We start from the raw sequence: 19,542 nt of genomic DNA, 5'->3' as shown, positions 1-19,542 counted from the left end.
TCTGTGCTCAGCCGGCCAGTACCCGGCTGTCGGCCCGGCGTCCGACGACGTACGTCGGCTCGTCCTCCGGCAGGAAGGCCGCGAAGGGCGGCACTTCCTCGGCGGGGAGCCTCAGTTCGAGGACGCCCGGGAGGTGTGTGTGGCGGTCGTGGTAGTCGGCCAGCCGGTCGCGCAGTTCGTGCGGCGTGCCCGCGGTGCCGACCCACAGCCGGTCGGGCCCGCCCAGGCCGCACGCCACCGTGGCCACGTCCAGCGCCGGATAGCTCACGCACTCCAGGCGCGAGTCGAAGAACGTCTGCTGGCGGGTGACGCACATGCCGTGCATGTTGTTGTTGAAGACCACGTACAGGACGGGCAGCCGCTCGGCCACGGCGGTGTGGACCTCGAAGCCGTTCATCAGGAAGGCCCCGTCACCACAGAGGACGACGGTCCGCGCGTCCGGGGCCGAGCCCAGCTGGGCGCCGATCGCCGCGGCGATGCTGTAGCCCATGCCGCCCATGCCGAGGGCGATGGTCGACGAGGCGCCCTCGGGCACCTGCGCCAGGTGGATGGCGGCGGAGGCGCAGTTGCCCGCGTCCAGCAGGATGTTGCCGCCGCGCGGCAGGTAGTCCTCGATGACCCGGATCGCCTCGCTCTGGCGCAGGGTGTCGCGTGTGGTGCGCGCGTCGTGCGGCCTGCCGGTGACGGGCGCCAGGCGCGGGCGGTACCGGCGCAGTTCGTAGCCGTCGGGCGGAGGCGCGGTGAACGGCTCGGCGTCGAGGAGCGCCGACAGGGTGCGGAAGGCCGCTTTGGCGTCCTCGGCGACCACGATGCCGGGCGCGGTGGCCCGCTCGGCCTCGCCGGGGTCGATGTTGACCACGGCGAGCCGTCCGGGGTCCAGCCTGCCGAGCGGCGCCCGGGTCATGACGCCGAGCCCGGTGCCGACCGCGACGACGAGGTCGGACTCCTTGAGGTAGGTGTGCGCCGAGGGGTGGCCCGCGGCGCCCGCGACCCCCAGGAACAGCGGGTCGTCGTTCGGGAACTCGCCGCGCGCCGCCATGGTGGCGGCCACCGGGACGCCCGCGCGGCGGGCGAAGGAGGTGATCTCGTCGGCGGCGCCGCTGCGGCGCACGCCGTGTCCGATGAGCAGGACCGGACGGTGGGCCGCGCGGAGCGCGTCGAAGAGCGGGCGGACGGTGTGCCGATCCACCGCCCGGGGCGTGAGCAGGGCGGACAGGTCGGCCGGCCAGTCCGCGGGCCGGGGGCCCACGGGCAGGTCGAAGACGTCGCGGGGCAGCAGCAGCGCCACCGGGCCGGGGCGGCCGGTGAGCGCCGCGACCGCGGCCGCGCGCAGCTCGGGCCAGAAGTCGGCCGGGTCCTCGATCTTGGCGACCCGCTTGGTCGCCGCCCGCAGCAGGCCGGTGGCGTCGACCGTGCGGCCGATCCCGGACGAGTCCTGGAAGGCGCCGCGCCCCTCGAACTGCCGTGGCGGCTGTCCGATGAGGGCCAGGACCGGGACCGACTCCGCGTACGACTCGGCGAGTCCGGCCAGCAGGTTGACCATGCCGCCGCCGGAGGTCGCGCAGCAGACGCCGAGGGTGCGGTGGACGCGGGCCCGGCCGTCGGCCATGAACGCGGCGCCGTCCTCGCGCCGGGCCATGACCGACCGCAGCCGGTCGCCGCCGAGGCGGTGGATCGCGTCGTGGACGTGCTCGATGTTGGCCCCGCTGACGCCGAAGACGTGCCGGACGTCCCAGTCGCGCAGCGTGGAGACCAGTGCGTCAGCCAACCGCATCGGACCGTCCTGACGCCGTGGCGGAGCCGGCCGGACCGACGGCGCCGACCGAGAAGCGGTGTTCGAGGATCCGCTTGAGGTTGGCCATCTCGACCTTGTGGATCGCGTCGAACTGGGGCCAGATGTCCCCGACCCAGTAGCGGTCGGTGCGCGCCCGGCCGGCGGCGATGTAATCCGGTACGTCCGTGACGTCGCGGTCGTAATAGGGGTGCCGGCAGTTCGTCCAGACGATCAACGTTCCGGGGCGGCGCAGGGTGCGCCAGGCGTCGACGACGGTGAAGTAGTAGCGCATCCACAGCTCGTGCCCCTGGTCCCAGGCACAGGGCCAGACCACCTGCCCGTGCTCGGGGCCCTTCAGCACGTCCGCGCGGATGAAGATCTCGGTGCCGGGCTGGATGGCCTCGCGCCCGCGGTAGAGGCCGCCGCCGACGTGCTTCAGTTCCCGCATGCTGTACGACCATTCCTCCAGGGAACGGATATCGGCCAGGTAGTCGAAAACCACGTCGTACGGGACGTCGATGTGCTCGCCGAGGGTACAGAACGAGCCGAATACCTCGTCGTGCGAGTAGGACTCCTTGGTCATGTCGACCATCAATTTGTGGATGTCCTCCGCGTCGGTGTTCTCACAGCGGATGAGATCCAGCCGGGCCAGGTCGGAACCGGCCGGCTCGGTGGCGGGATTCAGCTCAGGCGTCATGGCGCCCCCTTGAATGCGAAAGATGCGAAGCAACGGAAAGGAGAAGCGGAATTCGCGAATTCGGAAACGCGCGGGCAGCGCGCGGCGACCGAAACGGAATCACGCGTATCAGTGGAATCACCCCGGGGTCCGGTGCGGGACCGCGCCGGATCCGCGGCTCACACCCGGGCCGCGGGCCAGCGCAGCGTCATCGCGCTGACCATGTCCCCGCCGTTGGAGAAGGTGCCCAGCGCCAGCACCTCGCCCGGCTTGACCAGGGAGTTGTCCAGCGCGTCGGCCAGGGTCACCGGGATCGAGCCGGCGAACAGGTTGCCGTACTTGGCGAGCGTGTCGTGCGCGCGCGGCGGTTCGATGCCACAGCGCCGGCGCCACTCGGCGAGGTACTCCTCGTTCGGCTGGTGGGTGATGAGGAGCGCGACGTCCCGGCTTTTGAACCCGGCCCGGTCGAGGCTGATCGCTACGGCCTCGGGTACGAGGCTCATCGCGTTCTCGCGCAGCGCGTCGATGCGCTCACGGGTGAAGCTGACGGTGATGGGGCCGCAGCCCCGCTCCCAGTAGTCCTTGAACACGCCGTCCACGACGTCCGGTTCGAAGCGGAGCAGTCCGTAGTGCTCGCCGTGCGACCGCTCGTACGTGGACAGGATCGTCCGCTCCCCCGGCGCCAGCAGCGTCGCGGTGGCGCCGTCGCCGAGGACGCGCGACCGCGCGGACTTCTGGAATTCCGGCAGCCGCGAGACGAAGTTGGTGACGGTCAGGACGACGACGTTGCGGTGCTGCCCGGACTCGATGAACGCCGCGGCCGTGCGCAGCGCGGACAGCCAGGAGCAGCAGCTCGTGTCGACCTGCAGGATCGCCGCGCGCCGCGCGCCGACGCCGTGCTGCACCGCCGGCCCGATGCCGGGCCAGAAGGTGTCGTTGAAGACGCAGTTGTAGATGATGAGGTCGATGTCGGCGGCGTCCAGGCCGGTGCGGCCCAGGAGTTTCCCGACCGCGCGGGTACCGAGGTCCGCCGACGTGTGGTCGGGCGAGGCGAACCGGCGCTCGGCCACTCCGCGAAAAAATGGATCTTCCCCCAGTTCGTCGCCGGCGTCCCCCGAGCCATTGGCGACGACACGTTCGGGAAGATAGCTGACCACATCAATGATCTGGGCATACGTCGCCCGGTTGTTGCGCACCCCGTTGTCCCCCCTTGTGGCATTTCCCCCGTCACGGACACGGGTGCGTGGCGCGGCACCGGCCGTGACACATCGAGTATGCGCAGTGTCCCGACCGCCGGGCCACGACGCAGCGATGTCCTATAGTGACCTGGCAAAAACCGGAAAGCGGTGTCCTATAGTGACCTGGCAAGAAGTGGAAATCGGGGGAGCGATCAAGGACGTTGAGAATACCGGGGGCAAAAGTTGACAGAGCTGGATTCCACCTGCGTTTCCGCCTACACGCTGGCTCTTCGGCACGGTTCCTTCCACGAGGCCACGATCATGGAGAAGCTCGGCATCTCCCCAGGTGAACTGGCACATGCCCGTGACGCGCTCCGCGCGATGGGCCTGCTCTCCTCGGCCGGCGGCGGGAGCCCGCTGGTCGCCGTGCACCCGGAGGTCGCCGAGGCGATCGCGTGCGGCCCGCTGGAGCGCGACATCCACGAACACGAGCAACGCATCGCGCGGATGCGCGGCCAGTTGCACGCGCTGGTGCCCGTCTACCAGGACAGCGCCGGGTCGGCACAGCCCGCGGACGGCACCCGTACCGTCCATGACCCGGCGGAGGTACAGCGCCAGTTGGCCGCGGCCGCCCGCCGCTGCCGGCACGAGGCGGTGGCGATCCAGCCGAGCAACGGCCGCGACGCGGAGGCCGTACAGCACGCGCGCGCCTGGAGCCTGGCACTGCTGCGCCGGGGCGTGCGGATGCGCATCCTGTACCAGCACGCCGAGCGGGCCAGCCTGGCCACCCGCGCCTATGTGTGCCAGGCGGCCGAGGCCGGGGCCGAGGTGCGCACCAGTGCCGAGGTCTGCGAGCACCTCGTGGTGTTCGACCGGTCCCTGGTCTTCGTGCCGCAGTCGACGGCGGACGGCGGGGGCGGCGGCGCGGCGTTGGTGACCAACACGACCGTCGCCGAGTTCATGTACCGCCGGTTCGAGGACGTCTGGATGCTCGGGCAGCCGTTCGACCCGCAGGAAGCGCCGTACGAGAAGGTCGCCGACGAGCTGAACCGGACCGTACTGCACCTGATGGCGGCCGGGTTGAAGGACGAGGTGATCGCACGCCGGCTGGCCGTCTCGACCCGGACGTGCCGCCGTTACATGAAGGCCGCGATGGCGGAGCTGGGCGCGGTCAGCCGCTTCCAGGCGGGCGCCCGCGCGGCCGAGCTGGGCCTGCTGCGCACGCCCGTTCCCCATGTCCCCCGGACCCTGGACACCGCGACCTGAGCCCCTGGCGGGAATGGCGGTATCTGATGGGTGACTTCGTGTCGGCGGACCGTCGCTCCGCGATACCGTCGGCGTCGAGGTGAACGCAGCGCCGGACGGGGCGGGTGGGGGAACCGTGACTCGGGGGCGCTGCACCGGACTTGACCTGGAGGCCCCCATGTTCCGTGACCGTCCCCGCCGCGCCCTGACCGTCCTCGCCGCCGCGGCGGCCGTCGCCGGTGCCGTGACGTTCAGCGCGCTGTCCTCGTCGTCCGCAGCGGCGGACGGGGATCGCGAGCTCCGGCTGACGGCGGTGCAGAAGGTCGGCACCCAGCCGGACAACCCGAGGACCGGTGACAGCTGGGTCACCTACTTCGACCTGCACACCACCGCCGTCGACCGGGCCGGCAAGGAGAGCGCGGGCAGGCGCGTCGGGGACGCGAGCGACCGCTGCGAGGTCGTCCTCGCGCGGTACGAGGGCGTGGTGACCCAGTGCCAGCGCGTGCTGCGGACCGACGACGGCACGCTGGTCCTGACGTCCATGACCGACCGGTTCGGCCGCGGCCCGTGGGTCACGACCGCGGCGGTCACGGGCGGCACCGGCACGTACGCGGGTGCGACCGGCGAGGCCCGCATCACGCTGGACGGCGAACGGGCCTCGTACCGCGTGCGGCTGACCGGCTGACCGGCTGACCGGCTTCCGGGCTCTACGCGGGCCGTGTCGTGCGCAACGCCGCTGCGCGGTGGTGTCCTCAAGCGCCGGACAGGCTTGATTGTGGCTGAGCTCAGCCGAAATCAAGCCCGTTGGGGGCACCTCCCAGCGGTAGCTGGGGGAATTTGAGGACGCGCCCGCAGGGCGCCCGCCGCCGCAGGCGGCAAAGACAGCCCGCGGGCGAGGAGCCGCCGGTCACACCCGACCCGTGACGCGGGCGATCAGGAGAGCCACGTCGTCCTGGTCGTTCCCGGCGCGCAGGGTCGACAGCAGCAGATCGCAGGTCCCCTCCAGGTCCGCGGGGGCGGCGTCGTCGAGAACGGTGAGCAGGGTCTCCAGCCGGCTGTCGATGTCCTGGTCACGCGTTTCGACCAGGCCGTCGGTGTAGAGGACGAGCTCGTCGCCGGGGACGAGATCCACGGAGACGCTCTCGAAGGGCACGCCCCCGACGCCCAGCGGGGCGCCGGCGGGCAGGTCCAGCAGGGCCGGGCGCCGGCCGGGGCGTACGAGGGCGGGCGGCAGGTGGCCCGCGTTGGCCGCGCAGCACCGGCCGCGCTCCGGGTCGTAGACCGCGTAGAGACACGTGGCGATCATCTGGTCCAGACCACTGGCGGTGCGGTCGAGGTGGTGCATCACCTCGGCGGGGTCCAGGCCCAGCTGGGAGAGCGTCCGGGCGGCCGTGCGCAGCTGGCCCATGGCGGCGGCGGCGTTGATGCCGCTGCCCATGACGTCGCCGACGACCAGGGCGCTCTTCTCCCCGTCCTGCGGGATGACGTCGAACCAGTCGCCGCCCACCTGGCTGGCGGTGCCGGCGGGCTGGTAGCGGTAGGCGATCTCCAGGCCGGGCAGCCGCGGGGGCCGCTGCGGGAGCAGGTCGCGCTGGAGGGTGAGGGCCGTGGAGCGCTCGCGCTGGTACCAGCGGGCGTTGTCGATGCAGACGGCGGCGCGGGCGGCCAGTTCCGCGGCGAGGGCGACGTCCTCCTCCCCGAAGGGCTGCGGGTTGCTCAGGCGCTTGAGGTCCAGGGCGCCGAGCACCTCGCCCCGGGCGATCAGCGGCACCGCCAGGTAGGAGTGCAGGCCGGCGCGGTCCAGCAGCGCGGCGGCCTCGCTGTCGCGAGCGATGCCCGGCAGGTCCTCCTTCCGTACGTGGGGGACGTGGACGGGGTGGCCGGTCCGCACGCACCGGGTGACCAGCCGGTCGGCGGCGTACTGGGCGATCTGGCCGGGCGGGTCGGCGGCGCGGACGGCGTCGGGGGCGTCGTTCGCGGCCACGGCCAGCGCCCGGAACACCGCGGCCCGCCCGTCCGGCGGAGCGTGCTCGCCGCCGAGGACGGTGTCCAGGATGTCGACCGCGGCGACGTCGGCCAGGCCGGGCACCACGACCTCGGCGAGCTCCCGGGCGGTCTGGTCGAGGTCGAGCGTGGTGCCGATGAGCACGGAGGCGTCGGCGATCAGGGCGGTCCGGCGGCGCGCCTCGGTGTCCACGCGGTGCCGGTCGGTGACGTCGACCACCGAGGTGGCGAGGCCGAGCGGCCGGCCGGCCGGGTCCTCCAGCCGGTAGTAGGAAACCAGCTGCGCCGTCTCCTCGGTGGCACCCCCGCCCCTGGCGCCCACGGCGAACCGGTCCAGCAGCGGGACGCCCGTGGCCAGCACTTCACGCATGGCCGACTCGATCTCCTCGACGTCGGCTTCCGGCAGCGCCTCGCCGACCCGGCGGCCGAGGTGCGCCTCGGAGGGCAGGCCGTGGATGCGTTCCAGGGCGGGGTTGACCATGACGAAGCGCAGGTCGTTGTCCAGGACGGCCAGCCCGATCGGGGACTGGGCGACGAGCCGGATCGAGAGGGCGAGATCGCGCTCGACGTGCCGCAGGACCTCCTGGTCGGTGGCCATGCCGAGGGCATAGAAGCTCCCGCTCTGGTCCTCCAGCCGCATGTTGCGGAACTCCACCAGGCGGGCGGTGCCGTCCTTGTGGCGGGCGGGGAAGACGCCGGCCCAGGACTCGCCGCCCATCACCTTGGCGAACAGTTCCAGGACCGCGTCGAGGTATTCGTCGAGGACCAGCAGCTGGGCGGCGTAGCGGCCGAGCGCCTCCCGGGCGCTCCAGCCGAACAGTTCCTCCGCCTGGGGGCTCCACAGGACGATCCGCCCCTGCTCGTCGAGGACGACGGCGGCCACGCTGAGCACGTCCAGCAGTCCGCCCGGCTCGAAGGGGGCTCCCGTGGGCCGGACGGGTTCCGACCGGAACGCGTCGGCGTCGGTCGTACCCATCGGGGTCCTCCTTCCGCCCGCCGTGGGTGGTGCGGCGGCCCCGCGCCGACCGGACCCGTGTCGTCGGGTGCGCCGTGTGCGCCGCAGTGTCTTCCATCGTCTCTCCGAAGGGGCCCACCGCGCAGCCCGCGGCACAGGGCCGGTGCGTCGGCAACCGGAGGGGGCCGGCCAAGGGGAGGCCCGGAAAAGGAAGGGAGAGGAGGTGCGGGGGCTACGGAAGACGGAGGGTGAACCAGACGGTCTTGCCGTTGCCGGAGGCATGGTGGCCCCAGCGGGCGGCGATCTGCTCGACGAGCCACATGCCGCGGCCGCCCTCGCTGTCCGGGCCCGCCCGCCCGCAGCGGGGCAGGTGGCCGCCCGCGTCGGTGACCTGGGCGATCAGGTGGCCCTGGGAGCGGGTCAGGACGAGCTCGATGCCGGCCGCCTCGGGGACGTGCACGATGGCGTTGGTGACGAGCTCCGAGAGCAGGAGGGCCGCGTCGTCGGCCAGTTCCTGCAGTCCCCACTCGGCCAGCATCAGGTCGCAGAAGCGGCGGGCGGCGGAGACGGACCGGGTCGTCGCGGGAAGCGAGACGGCACGGGAGGGGTGGCCCGGCGGGAGCAGGTGGTGCAGCCGCCAGCGGGTGGGCGGGCTGTGCATGCACAGGGGGATTCCGGGGCCCCAGGGGCCCGCGGCTCCGCGCGGGGGAAGGAACCGGTCGACGACCGGGTCGTGGGCGCCGGTGAAGGCGTCGGCCGTATGCAAGGGACTCACGGTGTCGCGTCTGGTAGCAGGCATGAGGCTCAATGCGATCGAGGTAGCGCGAAGGGCGCTGCGTGAGAACTCGTCTCCGACGCCGGTACGGTCCTGTGAGGGGGCTCCGGGGCCGTTCTGTCTTCGCGTGGTTCCCCCCACATTCGCTTGCTTTTCGCCAGAGGTCTATACCCTCTAGGTCACCGGGAATCAGCGGAGCGCGATCGCCGCAGGTAGGGGCGGTATCGCCGGGAATAAAGTCCCCGTCAAGAGCTCACCAAGTCCGCGTCCACCGCACCGGTGCCCGTCACCGGCCCCCGGAGACGCTCCGGGAGCCGGTGGACGCGCCTACCCCTTACGTGTGGGGGCACTCCTTCCAGGCCAGGTGGTAGACGGTGTTGATGTCGGTGTCCGTCGAGTCCATGGTCATGAAGCTGGTGGTCTTCGTCGGGTCCGAGGTGCCGGCGTTGACGCGCACCTCGGTGTTGATGTTGAAGTTCCGCTTCTCGCCGCAGGGCGACCAGACCAGCGCGGCGACGTCGACTCTGTCGGTCGCCTGCCAGTTGTCCTCGTAGTTGCCTCTGAAGTTGTGGACGCTGGGCACGGTCGTCGACGAGCCCTGGAAGTAGTACGACGCCTTCTGCTGACCGATGGCGCCGCTCTCCAGCTTCGCGTAGCCGCGGTAGTCGGCGCTGGCGATGGCGTAGGTGAAGCCCTGCGGTACGTGCACGATCAGGTTGAGCTGGCAGTTCTTACGGGCGTCCGTCGGCTTGGACCCCACGCCCACCTGGGCGAGGTAGTCGCTGTAGGTGACGGTGAAGGCCGTGTTGTCGGGCGAGACGGCCACCGCGGCGGTGCCTGCGCGACAGCCCGATCCGTTGACCGTCGCGAGCTCGATGACGATCTTGTCCGGCGGCGGGTTGACGATGATCGAGGCGTCGTACGTGGAAAACGGCGAGGCGAACAGGGTCGCTATCGCGGCTCCTGCGAAAAGAACGCCGGGCATGGCTCTCCAATCGATGGTCCTGGGGACGAACGGCTGCGGGCGGGCCGGATACCAGAGCGGGTACGGCCCGAATCGATCGAGGGACACGAGCAATTCAGGGCATGCCCATGACAATCTTCGATCCCTCGAACGCCCGTGGGACGGGGAGCGTTCGAATGGTAGGAGGCCCTCACCCGCTCCGCCATACCGCGCGCAGCGCGTGCCCGCCCTTGGCTCGTAATGGCGCCTGGCGCCTTCATCCGTCGGCCACGGCGACGCTCCGCGGCGAGGCGGCGCCCGATCACGGCACGGGCAGGGTCCGGGCCCCGTTGTCGGCCGGAGGAGACGAAGCCCTCCGACCGGTTCGCCGCTTCGTCAGGGCACGAGCACGATCTTGCCGCGCACCCGGCCCGTCTCGCTCAGTTCGTGCGCCTTGGCCGCCTCGGTCAGAGGCAGCGTCTCCTGGACGGCCGGCCGCAGGTCACCCCGCGCCACCAGGCCGGCCAGGCCCGCCAGGTCGGCCGGGGTCGGCTCCAGGTAGTACTCGACGAACCGCAGCCCGCTCGCCTCCGCCCGCTCCTTCACGGCCGTACGGTCGATCCCGACGCCCACGACGTCGATGAGGATGCCGCCGGGATTGAGCGTGCGCAGTGACCTCGGCCCGTAGTCGTTGCTGATCGTGTCCAGCACGACGTCCACGTGCCGCGTGTTCGCGAAATCGGTCGTCGTGTAGTCGATGAGCTCGTCGGCGCCCAGCTGCCGCAGGAAGTCGTGTTTGGCCGCCCGCGCCGTGCCGATGACGTGGGCGCCGCGCGCCTTGGCGACCTGGACGGCCAGGTGCCCGACGCCGCCCGCCGCTCCGTGCACCAGGACCCGCTGACCAGGCCGCACCTGCGCGATGTCGACCAGCGCCTGATACGCGGTCAGCCCCGCGATGGGCAGGGCAGCGGCGTGCACATGGTCGATGTTCGCCGGCTTCGCGGCGAGGGAGGTCTGCGGTACGAGCACGTAGTCGGCGTAGCTGCCGTGCGGCGGGGTCACCCACCCGAAGACCTCGTCCCCGGCCCGGAACGCGGTCACCTCCGGCCCCACCCCGGCCACGACCCCGCTGAACTCATGGCCGAGGACGAACGGTGGCTCACCGAACCACCGCACATGACCGGAACGGACCTTCCAGTCCGCCGGATTGACGCCGGTGGCCCGCACGCGGACCAGGACCTCGCCGGAGGAAGGACGGGGCCGGTCGGTCTCCGCGACCTCCAACACCTCGGGACCGCCTATGGATTGCTGAGTGATCGTTCGCATGCGCCCATCCTCGAATAGACAGTATCCGCTGTAAAGTAGGCACCTTGATGAAAGGTAGGTACCTGATGGATACTGCCCCTGGCGAGGCAAAGGGCACCTGGACCGTGCCGGCGGTGGAATGTCCTTCCCGCACGGTGGTCGAGGTGCTGGCCAACAAGTGGGCGCTGTACGTGCTCGGCGCACTCCGACAGCAACCGCGGCCCCTGCGCTTCAACCAGCTCGGCCGCACCCTGCCCGGCATCACCCAGAAGATGCTGACCCAGACCCTGCGCACGCTGGAGCGCGACGGCCTGGTCACCCGCACGGTCTACCCGACGGTCCCGCCGCGCGTGGAATACGGCCTGACTCCCCTCGGGCACGAGGCCGGACTGCTGACCGTCGCCATCGGCGAATGGGCGCTCGCCCACGTCGATCACATCCTGACCGCCCGTCAGGCATTCGACGCCCAGGCGGGCACCGAGCCGCGGCCGGTCGGCTGACGGCAGTCGGCTCGATTCCGGCCCCGCACCCGCGTCATTTGGCCGAGAGTCCGGGAAAGGCGTGACCCAGGAGGACGCAGAGCATGGAGATGAGCACCGCCGCCGTGATCACTCCCAGGCATCCGAAGACATCGCGCAAGGTGCTCGCCAACGGCCCCATCGGCTCCCGGGGCGGCTCCGGCGGGGCGGCGGGGCGGTCGTCAGGTCTGGGCGGGCTGTGCATGCGGTGAGCCGTCGCGCCGAGCGGTGCCGGAGGCGGCGGGCACGGCGGAGCCGATGCCGTACTGGGCCGCCTGGAGTTCGTACATCGAGCGGTAGAGGCCGCCCTCGACGGCCATCAGCTCCTCGTGCGTGCCCTTGCCCACCAGGCGGCCGCGGTCGAGGACGTAGATGAGGTCGGCGGTCGCGGTCGCGGCGAGGCGGTGGGTGATCAGCAGCACGGTCGTGCCGTCGTCGGTGAGGGTCCGCAGCGACTGGAACGCCTCGATCTCCGCCTTGGGGTCCAGCGCCGACGTCGGCTCGTCCACGATGAGCAGGGGCGCGCGGCGGTAGCGGGCGCGGGCGCTGCCGAGCCGCTGCCACTGCCCGCCGGAGATCTGCGTGCCGCGCTCGAACCCCTTGATCACCAGGCTGTCCCACTGGTGCGGCAGGGACTCGACGACCTCGGTCGCGTCCGCCTCGGCGGCCGCGCGGTCGATGCGGCCCTGGTCCATCGGCTGGCCGGGGCGGCCGATGTGCACATTGGCGCGGGCCGTCATGGGCCAGCGCGGGAAGTCCTGGGACAGCACGGCGACCCGGTCGAAGAGCTGGTCCCGGTCGGCCTCCTTGATGTCGACGCCGTTCCACGACAGCCGGCCCGACGTCGGCAGATACAGGCCGGCCACCAGCTTGGACAGCGTCGTCTTGCCGGAGCCGTTCTCGCCGACGAGGGCGACGACCTTGCCGGGCGGAATGGCCAGGCTGACGTCGCGGAGCGCCGGGGCAGGGGCGTCGGGATAGCGGAAGGACACCTTCTCCAGCCGGATCTCCCGCACCCCGCCGGCCAGTGGCGTGCCGCCGGTCGGGATCGCCTGCCGCTCGGCGGCCGCGCAGGCGTCCTCCAGGTCGCCGAGGTACATGGCCTCCTCGTAGAGGCGGTTGACCTGCATCACCAGGGAGGTGAGGACGGAGCTGGAGGAGCGTACGGCGAGCACGGCGGTGCCGGCGACGGCCAGCGGCATGCCGCCCGCGGCGAGCAGCAGCCACAGCACGCCGTACGCGGCGAGGGCCGCGAGCCCCGACAGCGCGGAGGCTGCACTCTGGGTGGCGGCCTGGGCGCGGGCCAGGCGCTGCTGTTCCTTCTCCATGGTGGCGGACATGTCGTCGTAGGCGTCGACGAGCATCCGGCCGGCGCCGTGGACGCGGATCTCGGCGGCGGAGTCCTGGCCGGTGAGCGTGGAGGTGATGACGGAGATGGCGCGCCGGTGCTCGATCCAGGTGTGGCGCGAGGCGTACTGCCGGCGGGCGGAGACCACCGCGCCCCAGCCCTTGGGCGCGGCGACCAGCACCAGCATGCACACCAGCGCCGGGTGCAGCAGCGCGAGGACGCCGGCGGCCGCGATCAGCCCGATCAGGGCGTTGAGGACCAGCACCGAGGAGCTGAGCATCATCCGCACGGAGTCGGTGCCGAAGCGCCCGGCGTCGAGCATGCGGTGGAACTCCTTGTTCTCCAGCGCCGCGAGTTCGACCCGCACCGCCGTCCGGTAGAAGCGGGCGGTGCAGACCCGTTCCACCTTGGGCTCCAGCTGTCCGGCGGCCGCGAGGGAGACGGCCGAGAGCAGGGCGGAGGCGGCGGTGACCACCGTGACCGCCAGCAGCGCGGGCAGGGCCGCGCGCAGCCGTTCGGGCGTGGGCCCGGCGGAGAACAGGGCGACGAGCACCTGGCTGGTGGCGATCAGCCCGAAGGCCCGTGCCAGGCCCTGTCCGAGCTCGGCGCCGAGCAGCGTGAGCAGGGCGGCGGGGTCCTCCCGCCAGGCGGCGCGTGCCACGGTACCGATCATGGCCGGGAACTGCCTCGCCATGGACCAGAACGTCATCCGCAGCAGGGGCCGCTCGCGGGTCGCGAAGGGGCCTTCGTAGCGCAAGGCCCCGCCGAACAGGAGGAGTTCGCTGGAGGACACGGGGATGTCACCGGTGGTCGGCCACCTGAAGAGCGTCATCGCCCCTCCGGCCCGTCGCTCGCCGCGGCCGCCGGGCCGTGCGGGGCGAGCCGCCTCGGCGCCTCGGCGATCGGGCGGTGGGCTCGGAGCCGGTTTCGGGCGGGCATGACGCCTCCAGGGGTCGCGGGACGAGGGGGTGGTAGCGCTCCCGTTCTCGGGCAGGGGTACGGCCCATGGGCACGAGGAAGCCGCGGTCGCGGTGACGTGCCGAAGGAGGAAGGGTCGGGCTCGGGGTGGTGAACGGCCTCCGGGGGTCGGTGGTTCATTCCGACACCGCCGGCTGAGGCGGTGGCCCGGCGCCCGATTCCGGACAGGAAGACTCTATCCGGCCTGGCCCCGGGGGGAGTTCACCATCCTCCACATCCCTGCTGACGGTTCACTCGTTCAGGTATAAATCAAGCCCGGACCCTCGTGGGGTCCGGGCTCGTGGGACACGCGCGGGAGGAGCCGGCCGACGCCCGGAGGGGGTGGAGCGTCAGTCCTCGTGCGCCATCGACGGGAGCTGACGGAGCTTCAGCGGCGTGTGCTTCCTGTACGCGAAGTCCAGCATCCTGGCGGCATCGGGGTAGCGGCCGCCGGGATCGTCGAGGAGGACGCCGATCACGGTCCGGCCGGAGCGCTTGGCGGCGAAGACGAGGCAGGGGCCGGCGGCCGAGGTGGTGCCGGTCTTGATCCCGATCACGCCGCTGTAGGAGCCGAGCAGCTTGTTGGTGTTGTACCAGGTGTAGAGGCGGTTGACGTTGACCGCCTTCTGCTGGGTGCTCATGGTGCCCATGACACCGGCCAGGGTGCGGTCGGCGAGCGCGTGACGGGAGAGCTTCGCCAGGTCCCGGGGCGTGGTGAGGTTTCCGCCATGGGAGGAGATGCCGTCGAACGAGTCGTACGTGGTGTCCCGCAGCCCCAGGCGCGCGGCCTGCTCGTTCATCCTGGCCACGAAGGAGGCGGTGCGCTCGGCCTCGCTGTCGCCGCTTCCGAAGGCGTCGGCGAGCGCGTACGCGGCGTCGCAGCCCGACGGCAGCATCAGCGCGTACAGGAGCTGACGAACGGTCAGCTCGTCGCCGGTGCGCAGGTCGGCGGTGCTGGCGCCGGTCCGCGCGACGTAGTCGCGGTAGGACTGCTTGATGGCGATCGGCCTGCCGAGGTCGACGCCCGGGCTGTCGAGCACCACGACCGCGGTCATGATCTTGGTGGTGCTGGCCATCTGCCGGCGGGTGTTCGCCTCCTTGCCCCACAGGGGGCGGTTGGTGCCGCCGTCGAGCAGATAGGCGCCCTTCGCGGAGATGCCCGACGGGCCGTGCGTGGCCTCCGCCCCGGACGCCGGGAGGACGAGGGCAAGGGCCGCGGCCGACACGGTCAGCGACACCCCCCAGCGACCCCGCCTGGTGGCCGGTACTCCCCCACAGTGCTCCACAGTGCGCTCCATTCCCTTGCGTTCCGGTCGGGGCGAGCGCATCGTCGCACCCGGCGCTGTACGTCGGGAAATCGGAAAACCCTAATGGGTGAGGGCACTTGGGGCGGTGACGGCCGGGGCCGGGGACCGGTCCGTCCGCGACCGCCCCTCACATGCGAGAGCCCGCCCGGGGTCACCCCCGGACGGGCTGCGGTGTCGGCGCGAGGTGTGCCGGCACACCGGCTCTCAGTGCGCCGACGCGGCCGTTCGCGCCGCCGCGTCGGACTGCCGGTCACGTGCCGGCCCGGGAAGGAGCAGCCGCTCGGCCAGGTGACCGAAGAGGAGGCCGAACCCGGTCCACAGGAAGGCCTGCATGGCGAGGGCGGACAGCCGGAACCGCCAGAGCAGGGTGGCGGAGAACTCCTCCGGCACCTCGTTGATCGCGGGCAGGAAGGCGTAGGCGAGCCCGACCGCGACGAGGAAGGCCGCGCCCGCCGCCACGGTGGCGTTCCAGTTGCCCAGCCGGGGTGCGAGCCGCCGGCCGAGGACGACCGCGCCGACCGCCAGCAGCACGCTGAGCGCGATCATCAGGAAGTACAGCGTGGTCCGTTTGCCGATGGTGCCGGGGTCGCCGATGGAGGGCGGGTTGGCCGGGTACTTCAGGAACGGCACCACATAGACGGCCAGGAGCGCGCCGAGGGAGACCAGGGCGGCCGTCGCCCGGGGGCCGAACCGGCCGATGCGGCCCAGCGCGACGGAGAAGGCCAGCGAGGCGATGCCGCCGAGCGCGACGCCGTAGACGAGGATGCCGGTGGCCAGTCCGGCGGTGGACTGGAGGGTGCGGCTGACGGCCTCCTCGCCGCCGTGCTCATGGCTGTGCGCCTCTTCGAAGGCGATGGCGGAGTCCACCTGGGGCTCGCCCAGGAGATAGGCGACGATCAGGGCGAGGACGCCGGCGGCGAGGCCGGCGAGCATGCCGCGTACGAGCAGCGCTCTCACGGAGACGGAGTTCACGAGTCGGTTCCCGTCGCCGTCAGTGGCAGGGGAAGCCGAGCAGGTGGCGTCCGTCGTGGAGCCACTCGTGGACGTCCTCACCGGCGATGAGCGAGGTGGCGCCCTGCTCCGCGCCGACGAAGTACAGCAGGACGAGCATCAGGACGCCGACGAAGAGCGCCCACGGGGCGATCGCCTTCAGCGAGATGGGGGCGACCGCCGGTATGGCGGGGCGGGCGGGCGCGGCTGACTGAGCCATGGCAGAACCTCCTGGGGAACACGCGTCCCGAATCATTGGGCCTGGGACGACAGTGCCGGGTCTGACTTCCCCGTCGAGGCCCGTGAGCGGGGGCCGTGTCGGCGGGTTCACAGTGGCGCGACCGTTCCGGATTCTCACCGGCTTCCGTCACACCGTCGTCATTGCCACGTGACCGTACCGCGCGCCGAGGTCATGCGCCACGGCGTGCGGGCGCACACCCCGGCGTGCGCCCTGCGCGGGGCCCGTGATCTGCTGTGACGCCGGTCGAACGGGCCCGGACGAGTGGGTGGAAGACGGGCACGGGGGAACAAGGGAGAGGATCCGAGGGAGACGATGACCGCACGTGTGACGCTGATCTCACCCGCCGCCGGTGCCGCCCTGCGGGAGGCGCGCTTCGACGACGGCTTCCCTCTCGACGAGGCCGGCAGGCGCGGGGCCGCCGCGGTCGCGGGTGCGCTGCCGCCTGCCGGCACGCATCTCACGGCACCCTCCGTCCGCTGTCGCGAGACCTGTACCGCGCTCGGCCTGGACGCCCGGGCGGTGGACGGCCTGCGCGACCTCGACGTCGGCCGCTGGCGTGGCCGTTCGCTCACGGAGGTGGGCGCGGCCGAACCCCGGGCGGTGGCGGAGTGGCTGGCGGATCCGGCGGCCGCGCCGCACGGCGGCGAGTCGGTGCTCGCGCTGGCCGGCCGGGTCGGTGCCTGGCTGGAGGAGCGTACCGCCGAGGGGGGCAGGGTGCTGGCCGTCGTCGAACCGGCGGTGGTGCGCGCGGCCGTCGTCCACGCGCTCGGCCTGCCGCCGGAGACCTTCTGGCGGCTCGACGTCCCGCCCTTGTCGCTGACCGAGCTCACGGGGCGCGCCGGCCGGTGGAACCTGCGCTGCGGAACACCCTTGCGCGCGGCGGACTCCGCCGGCGCGTGACCGCGGGGACGCCGACGCCCTGATCGGGCCCTCCGCCTGCGGAAACCCAACCCGCTTAGGCTAGCCTTACCTTATGACTTTGTCGCAAGTGGGCCCTCCGGAGGTGCGGCCCGCCGGCCAACAGGCCCCGGCGGGCCGCCGGAACGGCACCCGGACCATCGCGGTCGCCTCGGTCGCCCTGGTACTCGCCGTTCTCGCCCTGTCCGCCCTCTCGCTGTCCGTGGGCGCCGGCGAGGTCGGGCCCGGCGACGTCCTGGACTACCTCCTGGGCCGGAACGGCGCTCGCGACAACTCCCGTCTGTCCCTGGTCGTCGGAGACCTGCGGATCCCCCGCACGCTCACCGCGCTCGCCGTCGGCGCCGCGCTCGGCACGGCCGGCTGTCTGCTCCAGGCCGTCACCCGCAACCCCCTCGCCGAGACGGGACTCCTCGGCGTCAACGCCGGCGCCTCGCTCGGCGTCGTGGTCGCCATCGCCTTCCTCGGCGTGCAGAGCGGCTTCGGCCACCTGCTGTGGGCCTTCGGCGGAGCCGTGGTCGCCAGCGCGCTGGTGCTGTTCATGGCGGGCCGCCGGGGCGGGGGTTCACCGATGCGGCTGGTGCTCGCCGGATCCGCGCTGGGCGCCACCTTCGGCGGCATCACCAGCGTGGTGATCGTGAACTCCGCCGAGACCTACGACCGCTTCCGGTTCTGGGTGCTGGGCTCGCTGGCCGGCGTCGAGGGCTTCACCAAGCTCGGCAGCCTCGTGCCCGTCCTGGCCATGGGCTTCGTGGTGGCCCTGCTGGTCGCCCGGCCGCTGTCCGCGCTCGCCCTCGGCGACGACCTCGCCCGCGGACTGGGCCACCGGCCCGGCGCGATCCGGGTCGTGGTCGCCCTCGCGGTGACCCTGCTGACCGCCGCGTCCGTGGCGCTGATCGGCCCGGTCTCCTTCCTCGGCCTGCTCGCGGGCTTCCTCGCGCGCGCCGTCACCGGGCCCCGGCTGACGGCACAGATCGCCCTCGCCGGGCTCATCGGCGCGGGCGTCCTGACCGGCTCCGACATCCTCGCCCGCGTGGTCTCCCGGCCCTTCGAGGCGCCGGTGTCCGTCATCATCGCGCTCTTCGGCGCCCCCGTCCTCATCGGCGTCGTCCGCTCGAAGCGGCTGGGCGCGATGGGCATGACCGACCCCGCCACCGCCGAGGGCGGCACGCCCGGCCGGCGCCGGCTGCCCCGGCTCCCCCGCCCGGCCCGGGAGCGCGCCGACAGTCTCGTCCTGCGGCGCGGCGCGCTGTCGCTGCTCGTACCGCGCCGGGCGGCGCTCGCCGCACTGCTGCTGACCGCCCTGTTGGTGGGGGCCGTCGTGCTGTCCGCGTACGCCGGGCAGAGCGAGATGAGCCTGAGCCGCACGTTCGGCGCGGTCTTCGGCTCCGGCGACCGCTTCGACGTCCTGCTGGTACAGAAGTTCCGGCTCGGCCGCATCGTGGCCGGCCTCGCGGCCGGCGCGGCCCTCGGGCTCGCCGGCTGCCTGACCCAGACCCTCGCCCGCAACCGCCTCGCCACACCCGAGCTCCTGGGCGTCAACGACGGCGCGACGGCCGCCGTGCTGCTCTCCGCCACCCTCAGCGGCACGTTCGGCGCGTGGTGGGCGGGGCCGGTCGGCGCGCTCGCCGCCGTCCTGGTCGTCACCACCGTCTCCGGCGGGCTGGGGCAGCGCGGGTACCGCGTGCTGGTCGTGGGCCTGGCCATGTCGGCACTCGCCTCCGCCGTCACCCAGGTCGTGCTCTCCCGCCGTTCCCTCAACTCCGCGAGCTCCCTGTACGTGTGGACCTCCGGCAGCCTCAACGGGCGCGGCTACTCCGTGGCCGGCCCGGTCCTCATCGGCCTGGCCGTCCTCGTACCGCTCGCCCTGGTCGTGGCCCGCCGCCTCGACGTGCTGCGCTTCGACGACTCGACGGCCGCGTCGCTGGGCGTCGCGCCCGCCCGGGTGCGGCTGCTGTGCCTGCTGCTCGCGGTGGGCCTGGCCGGCCTGGCGGTGGGGATCTGCGGGCCCGTCGGTTTCGTGGCGCTGGCATCGCCGGTGATCGCGGGGCGGCTGGCGGGGCCGCTGCGGGTGCCGGTGCTGGGGTCGATGCTGGTGGGTGCCGTGCTGATCGTCCTCGCGGACACGGTGGGGCGGGTCGTCTTTTCCGGGGTCGAGGTGCCGGTGGGCATCGTGACGACCGTTCTGGGCGGGCCGTTCCTGCTGTGGGTGTTGCTGGGGCGGTCGGGGGCGGCGCGGGTGTAGGTCGCCGGCGGTTCCTTCCCCGACCCGCCCCTTCCCGTAACCGGGGCTCCGCCCCGGGCCCCCGACCGCGCTGCGCGCGGTGGCCTCAAACGCCGGCCGGGCTGGATTTCCGCCGGTTCCGGGCACCATTCAGCCCGTCCGGCGATTGAGGACTGGGGTCCGGGGC

General features: G+C 72.5%; 17 protein-coding genes. 6 read left to right on the top strand and 11 right to left on the bottom strand.

The window, feature by feature from the left end; all coding sequences use genetic code 11:
• Positions 1-7: 7 nt before the first annotated feature.
• The 3 genes from J7E86_RS10440 to J7E86_RS30930 form a co-directional block, all read right to left on the bottom strand.
• Entirely contained in the window at positions 8-1,774 is a 1,767-nt protein-coding gene (locus J7E86_RS10440) for a thiamine pyrophosphate-binding protein (RefSeq protein ID WP_215081285.1), read from the bottom strand.
• Entirely contained in the window at positions 1,761-2,471 is a 711-nt protein-coding gene (locus J7E86_RS10435; RefSeq protein ID WP_251018929.1) for a hypothetical protein, read from the bottom strand. Before J7E86_RS10435 ends, J7E86_RS10440 begins: the two co-directional genes overlap by 14 nt.
• 158 nt (positions 2,472-2,629) lie before the next feature.
• Positions 2,630-3,646: a 3-oxoacyl-[acyl-carrier-protein] synthase III C-terminal domain-containing protein gene (locus J7E86_RS30930; RefSeq protein WP_215081284.1), complete on the bottom strand. Its 1,017-nt coding sequence runs from the start codon at positions 3,644-3,646 to the stop codon at positions 2,630-2,632.
• Between the two features lie 225 nt (positions 3,647-3,871).
• Between J7E86_RS30930 and J7E86_RS10425 the strand changes: the two genes are divergently transcribed.
• Together J7E86_RS10425 and J7E86_RS10420 are read left to right on the top strand one after the other, a co-directional pair.
• Positions 3,872-4,894 carry a helix-turn-helix transcriptional regulator gene (locus J7E86_RS10425; RefSeq protein ID WP_215081283.1) on the top strand — a complete coding sequence of 341 codons (1,023 nt, stop codon included), beginning with the start codon at positions 3,872-3,874 and terminating at the stop codon, positions 4,892-4,894.
• Positions 4,895-5,051: 157 nt separating this feature from the next.
• The gene (locus J7E86_RS10420) at positions 5,052-5,558 is read left to right on the top strand and encodes a hypothetical protein (RefSeq protein WP_215081282.1); all 507 of its coding nucleotides are present in this window, start codon (positions 5,052-5,054) and stop codon (positions 5,556-5,558) included.
• A gap of 222 nt (positions 5,559-5,780) precedes the next feature.
• Here J7E86_RS10420 and J7E86_RS10415 read toward each other — a convergent pair whose 3' ends face one another.
• The 4 genes from J7E86_RS10415 to J7E86_RS10400 all read right to left on the bottom strand — a co-directional run bounded on the left by J7E86_RS10415 (position 5,781) and on the right by J7E86_RS10400 (position 10,876).
• Positions 5,781-7,853, bottom strand: coding sequence for a SpoIIE family protein phosphatase (locus J7E86_RS10415; RefSeq protein WP_215081281.1), 2,073 nt, complete (start codon positions 7,851-7,853; stop codon positions 5,781-5,783).
• 211 nt (positions 7,854-8,064) lie between these two features.
• Positions 8,065-8,598 (bottom strand): ATP-binding protein, encoded by a 534-nt coding sequence (locus J7E86_RS10410; protein WP_215081280.1) that lies wholly within the window; start codon positions 8,596-8,598, stop codon positions 8,065-8,067.
• 343 nt (positions 8,599-8,941) lie between these two features.
• On the bottom strand, positions 8,942-9,592 hold the full coding sequence (locus J7E86_RS10405; protein WP_215081279.1) for a DUF4360 domain-containing protein: 651 nt from the start codon (positions 9,590-9,592) through the stop codon (positions 8,942-8,944).
• A gap of 354 nt (positions 9,593-9,946) precedes the next feature.
• Complete coding sequence (locus tag J7E86_RS10400; protein ID WP_215081278.1) at positions 9,947-10,876, bottom strand: NADP-dependent oxidoreductase; 930 nt, start codon at positions 10,874-10,876, stop codon at positions 9,947-9,949.
• Positions 10,877-10,941: 65 nt separating this feature from the next.
• Here J7E86_RS10400 and J7E86_RS10395 point away from each other — a divergent pair, with 65 nt between their 5' ends.
• Together J7E86_RS10395 and J7E86_RS10390 are read left to right on the top strand one after the other, a co-directional pair.
• Positions 10,942-11,355 carry a helix-turn-helix domain-containing protein gene (locus J7E86_RS10395; protein ID WP_215081277.1) on the top strand — a complete coding sequence of 138 codons (414 nt, stop codon included), beginning with the start codon at positions 10,942-10,944 and terminating at the stop codon, positions 11,353-11,355.
• Positions 11,356-11,438: 83 nt separating this feature from the next.
• Positions 11,439-11,585, top strand: coding sequence for a hypothetical protein (locus tag J7E86_RS10390; protein WP_215081276.1), 147 nt, complete (start codon positions 11,439-11,441; stop codon positions 11,583-11,585).
• Here J7E86_RS10390 and J7E86_RS10385 read toward each other — a convergent pair.
• From J7E86_RS10385 to J7E86_RS10370, 4 genes are all read right to left on the bottom strand, one after another.
• Entirely contained in the window at positions 11,556-13,553 is a 1,998-nt protein-coding gene (locus tag J7E86_RS10385) for an ABC transporter ATP-binding protein (protein ID WP_215081275.1), read from the bottom strand. The two genes, J7E86_RS10390 and J7E86_RS10385, sit on opposite strands and share 30 nt — an antisense overlap.
• A gap of 475 nt (positions 13,554-14,028) precedes the next feature.
• The gene (locus J7E86_RS10380; protein WP_215081274.1) at positions 14,029-14,976 is read right to left on the bottom strand and encodes a serine hydrolase; all 948 of its coding nucleotides are present in this window, start codon (positions 14,974-14,976) and stop codon (positions 14,029-14,031) included.
• 213 nt (positions 14,977-15,189) lie between these two features.
• Positions 15,190-15,957 (bottom strand): CbtA family protein, encoded by a 768-nt coding sequence (locus J7E86_RS10375; protein WP_215081273.1) that lies wholly within the window; start codon positions 15,955-15,957, stop codon positions 15,190-15,192.
• A gap of 19 nt (positions 15,958-15,976) precedes the next feature.
• Positions 15,977-16,195 (bottom strand): CbtB-domain containing protein, encoded by a 219-nt coding sequence (locus tag J7E86_RS10370; protein WP_215081272.1) that lies wholly within the window; start codon positions 16,193-16,195, stop codon positions 15,977-15,979.
• A 333-nt stretch (positions 16,196-16,528) separates the two neighbouring features.
• On the opposite strand from J7E86_RS10370, the gene J7E86_RS10365 reads away from it, so the two are divergent.
• Together J7E86_RS10365 and fhuB are read left to right on the top strand one after the other, a co-directional pair.
• A complete protein-coding gene (locus J7E86_RS10365; protein WP_215081271.1) occupies positions 16,529-17,116 on the top strand; it encodes a histidine phosphatase family protein in 588 nt (195 codons plus the stop codon).
• Positions 17,117-17,189: 73 nt separating this feature from the next.
• Positions 17,190-19,376, top strand: coding sequence for a Fe(3+)-hydroxamate ABC transporter permease FhuB (gene fhuB, locus J7E86_RS10360; protein ID WP_215081270.1), 2,187 nt, complete (start codon positions 17,190-17,192; stop codon positions 19,374-19,376).
• Positions 19,377-19,542 lie beyond the last annotated feature (166 nt).

Source organism: Streptomyces sp. ISL-11 (assembly GCF_018614525.1).
Lineage (GTDB): Bacteria > Actinomycetota > Actinomycetes > Streptomycetales > Streptomycetaceae > Streptomyces.
Note: the sequence above shows the minus strand (reverse complement) of the source record. Positions and strands in the feature narration are given on the sequence as shown.

Bases quoted from the DNA above. Each gene is read 5' to 3' on its own strand.
- J7E86_RS10440 (WP_215081285.1), bottom strand. From the start codon at position 1,774: ATGCGGTTGGCTGACGCACTGGTCTCCACGCTGCGCGACTGGGACGTC.
- J7E86_RS10435 (WP_251018929.1), bottom strand. From the start codon at position 2,471: ATGACGCCTGAGCTGAATCCCGCCACCGAGCCGGCCGGTTCCGACCTG.
- J7E86_RS10420 (WP_215081282.1), top strand. From the start codon at position 5,052: ATGTTCCGTGACCGTCCCCGCCGCGCCCTGACCGTCCTCGCCGCCGCG.
- J7E86_RS10415 (WP_215081281.1), bottom strand. From the start codon at position 7,853: ATGGGTACGACCGACGCCGACGCGTTCCGGTCGGAACCCGTCCGGCCC.
- J7E86_RS10405 (WP_215081279.1), bottom strand. From the start codon at position 9,592: ATGCCCGGCGTTCTTTTCGCAGGAGCCGCGATAGCGACCCTGTTCGCC.
- J7E86_RS10400 (WP_215081278.1), bottom strand. From the start codon at position 10,876: ATGCGAACGATCACTCAGCAATCCATAGGCGGTCCCGAGGTGTTGGAG.
- J7E86_RS10395 (WP_215081277.1), top strand. From the start codon at position 10,942: ATGGATACTGCCCCTGGCGAGGCAAAGGGCACCTGGACCGTGCCGGCG.
- J7E86_RS10390 (WP_215081276.1), top strand. From the start codon at position 11,439: ATGGAGATGAGCACCGCCGCCGTGATCACTCCCAGGCATCCGAAGACA.
- J7E86_RS10385 (WP_215081275.1), bottom strand. From the start codon at position 13,553: ATGACGCTCTTCAGGTGGCCGACCACCGGTGACATCCCCGTGTCCTCC.
- J7E86_RS10380 (WP_215081274.1), bottom strand. From the start codon at position 14,976: ATGGAGCGCACTGTGGAGCACTGTGGGGGAGTACCGGCCACCAGGCGG.
- J7E86_RS10370 (WP_215081272.1), bottom strand. From the start codon at position 16,195: ATGGCTCAGTCAGCCGCGCCCGCCCGCCCCGCCATACCGGCGGTCGCC.
- J7E86_RS10365 (WP_215081271.1), top strand. From the start codon at position 16,529: ATGACCGCACGTGTGACGCTGATCTCACCCGCCGCCGGTGCCGCCCTG.
- fhuB (WP_215081270.1), top strand. From the start codon at position 17,190: ATGACTTTGTCGCAAGTGGGCCCTCCGGAGGTGCGGCCCGCCGGCCAA.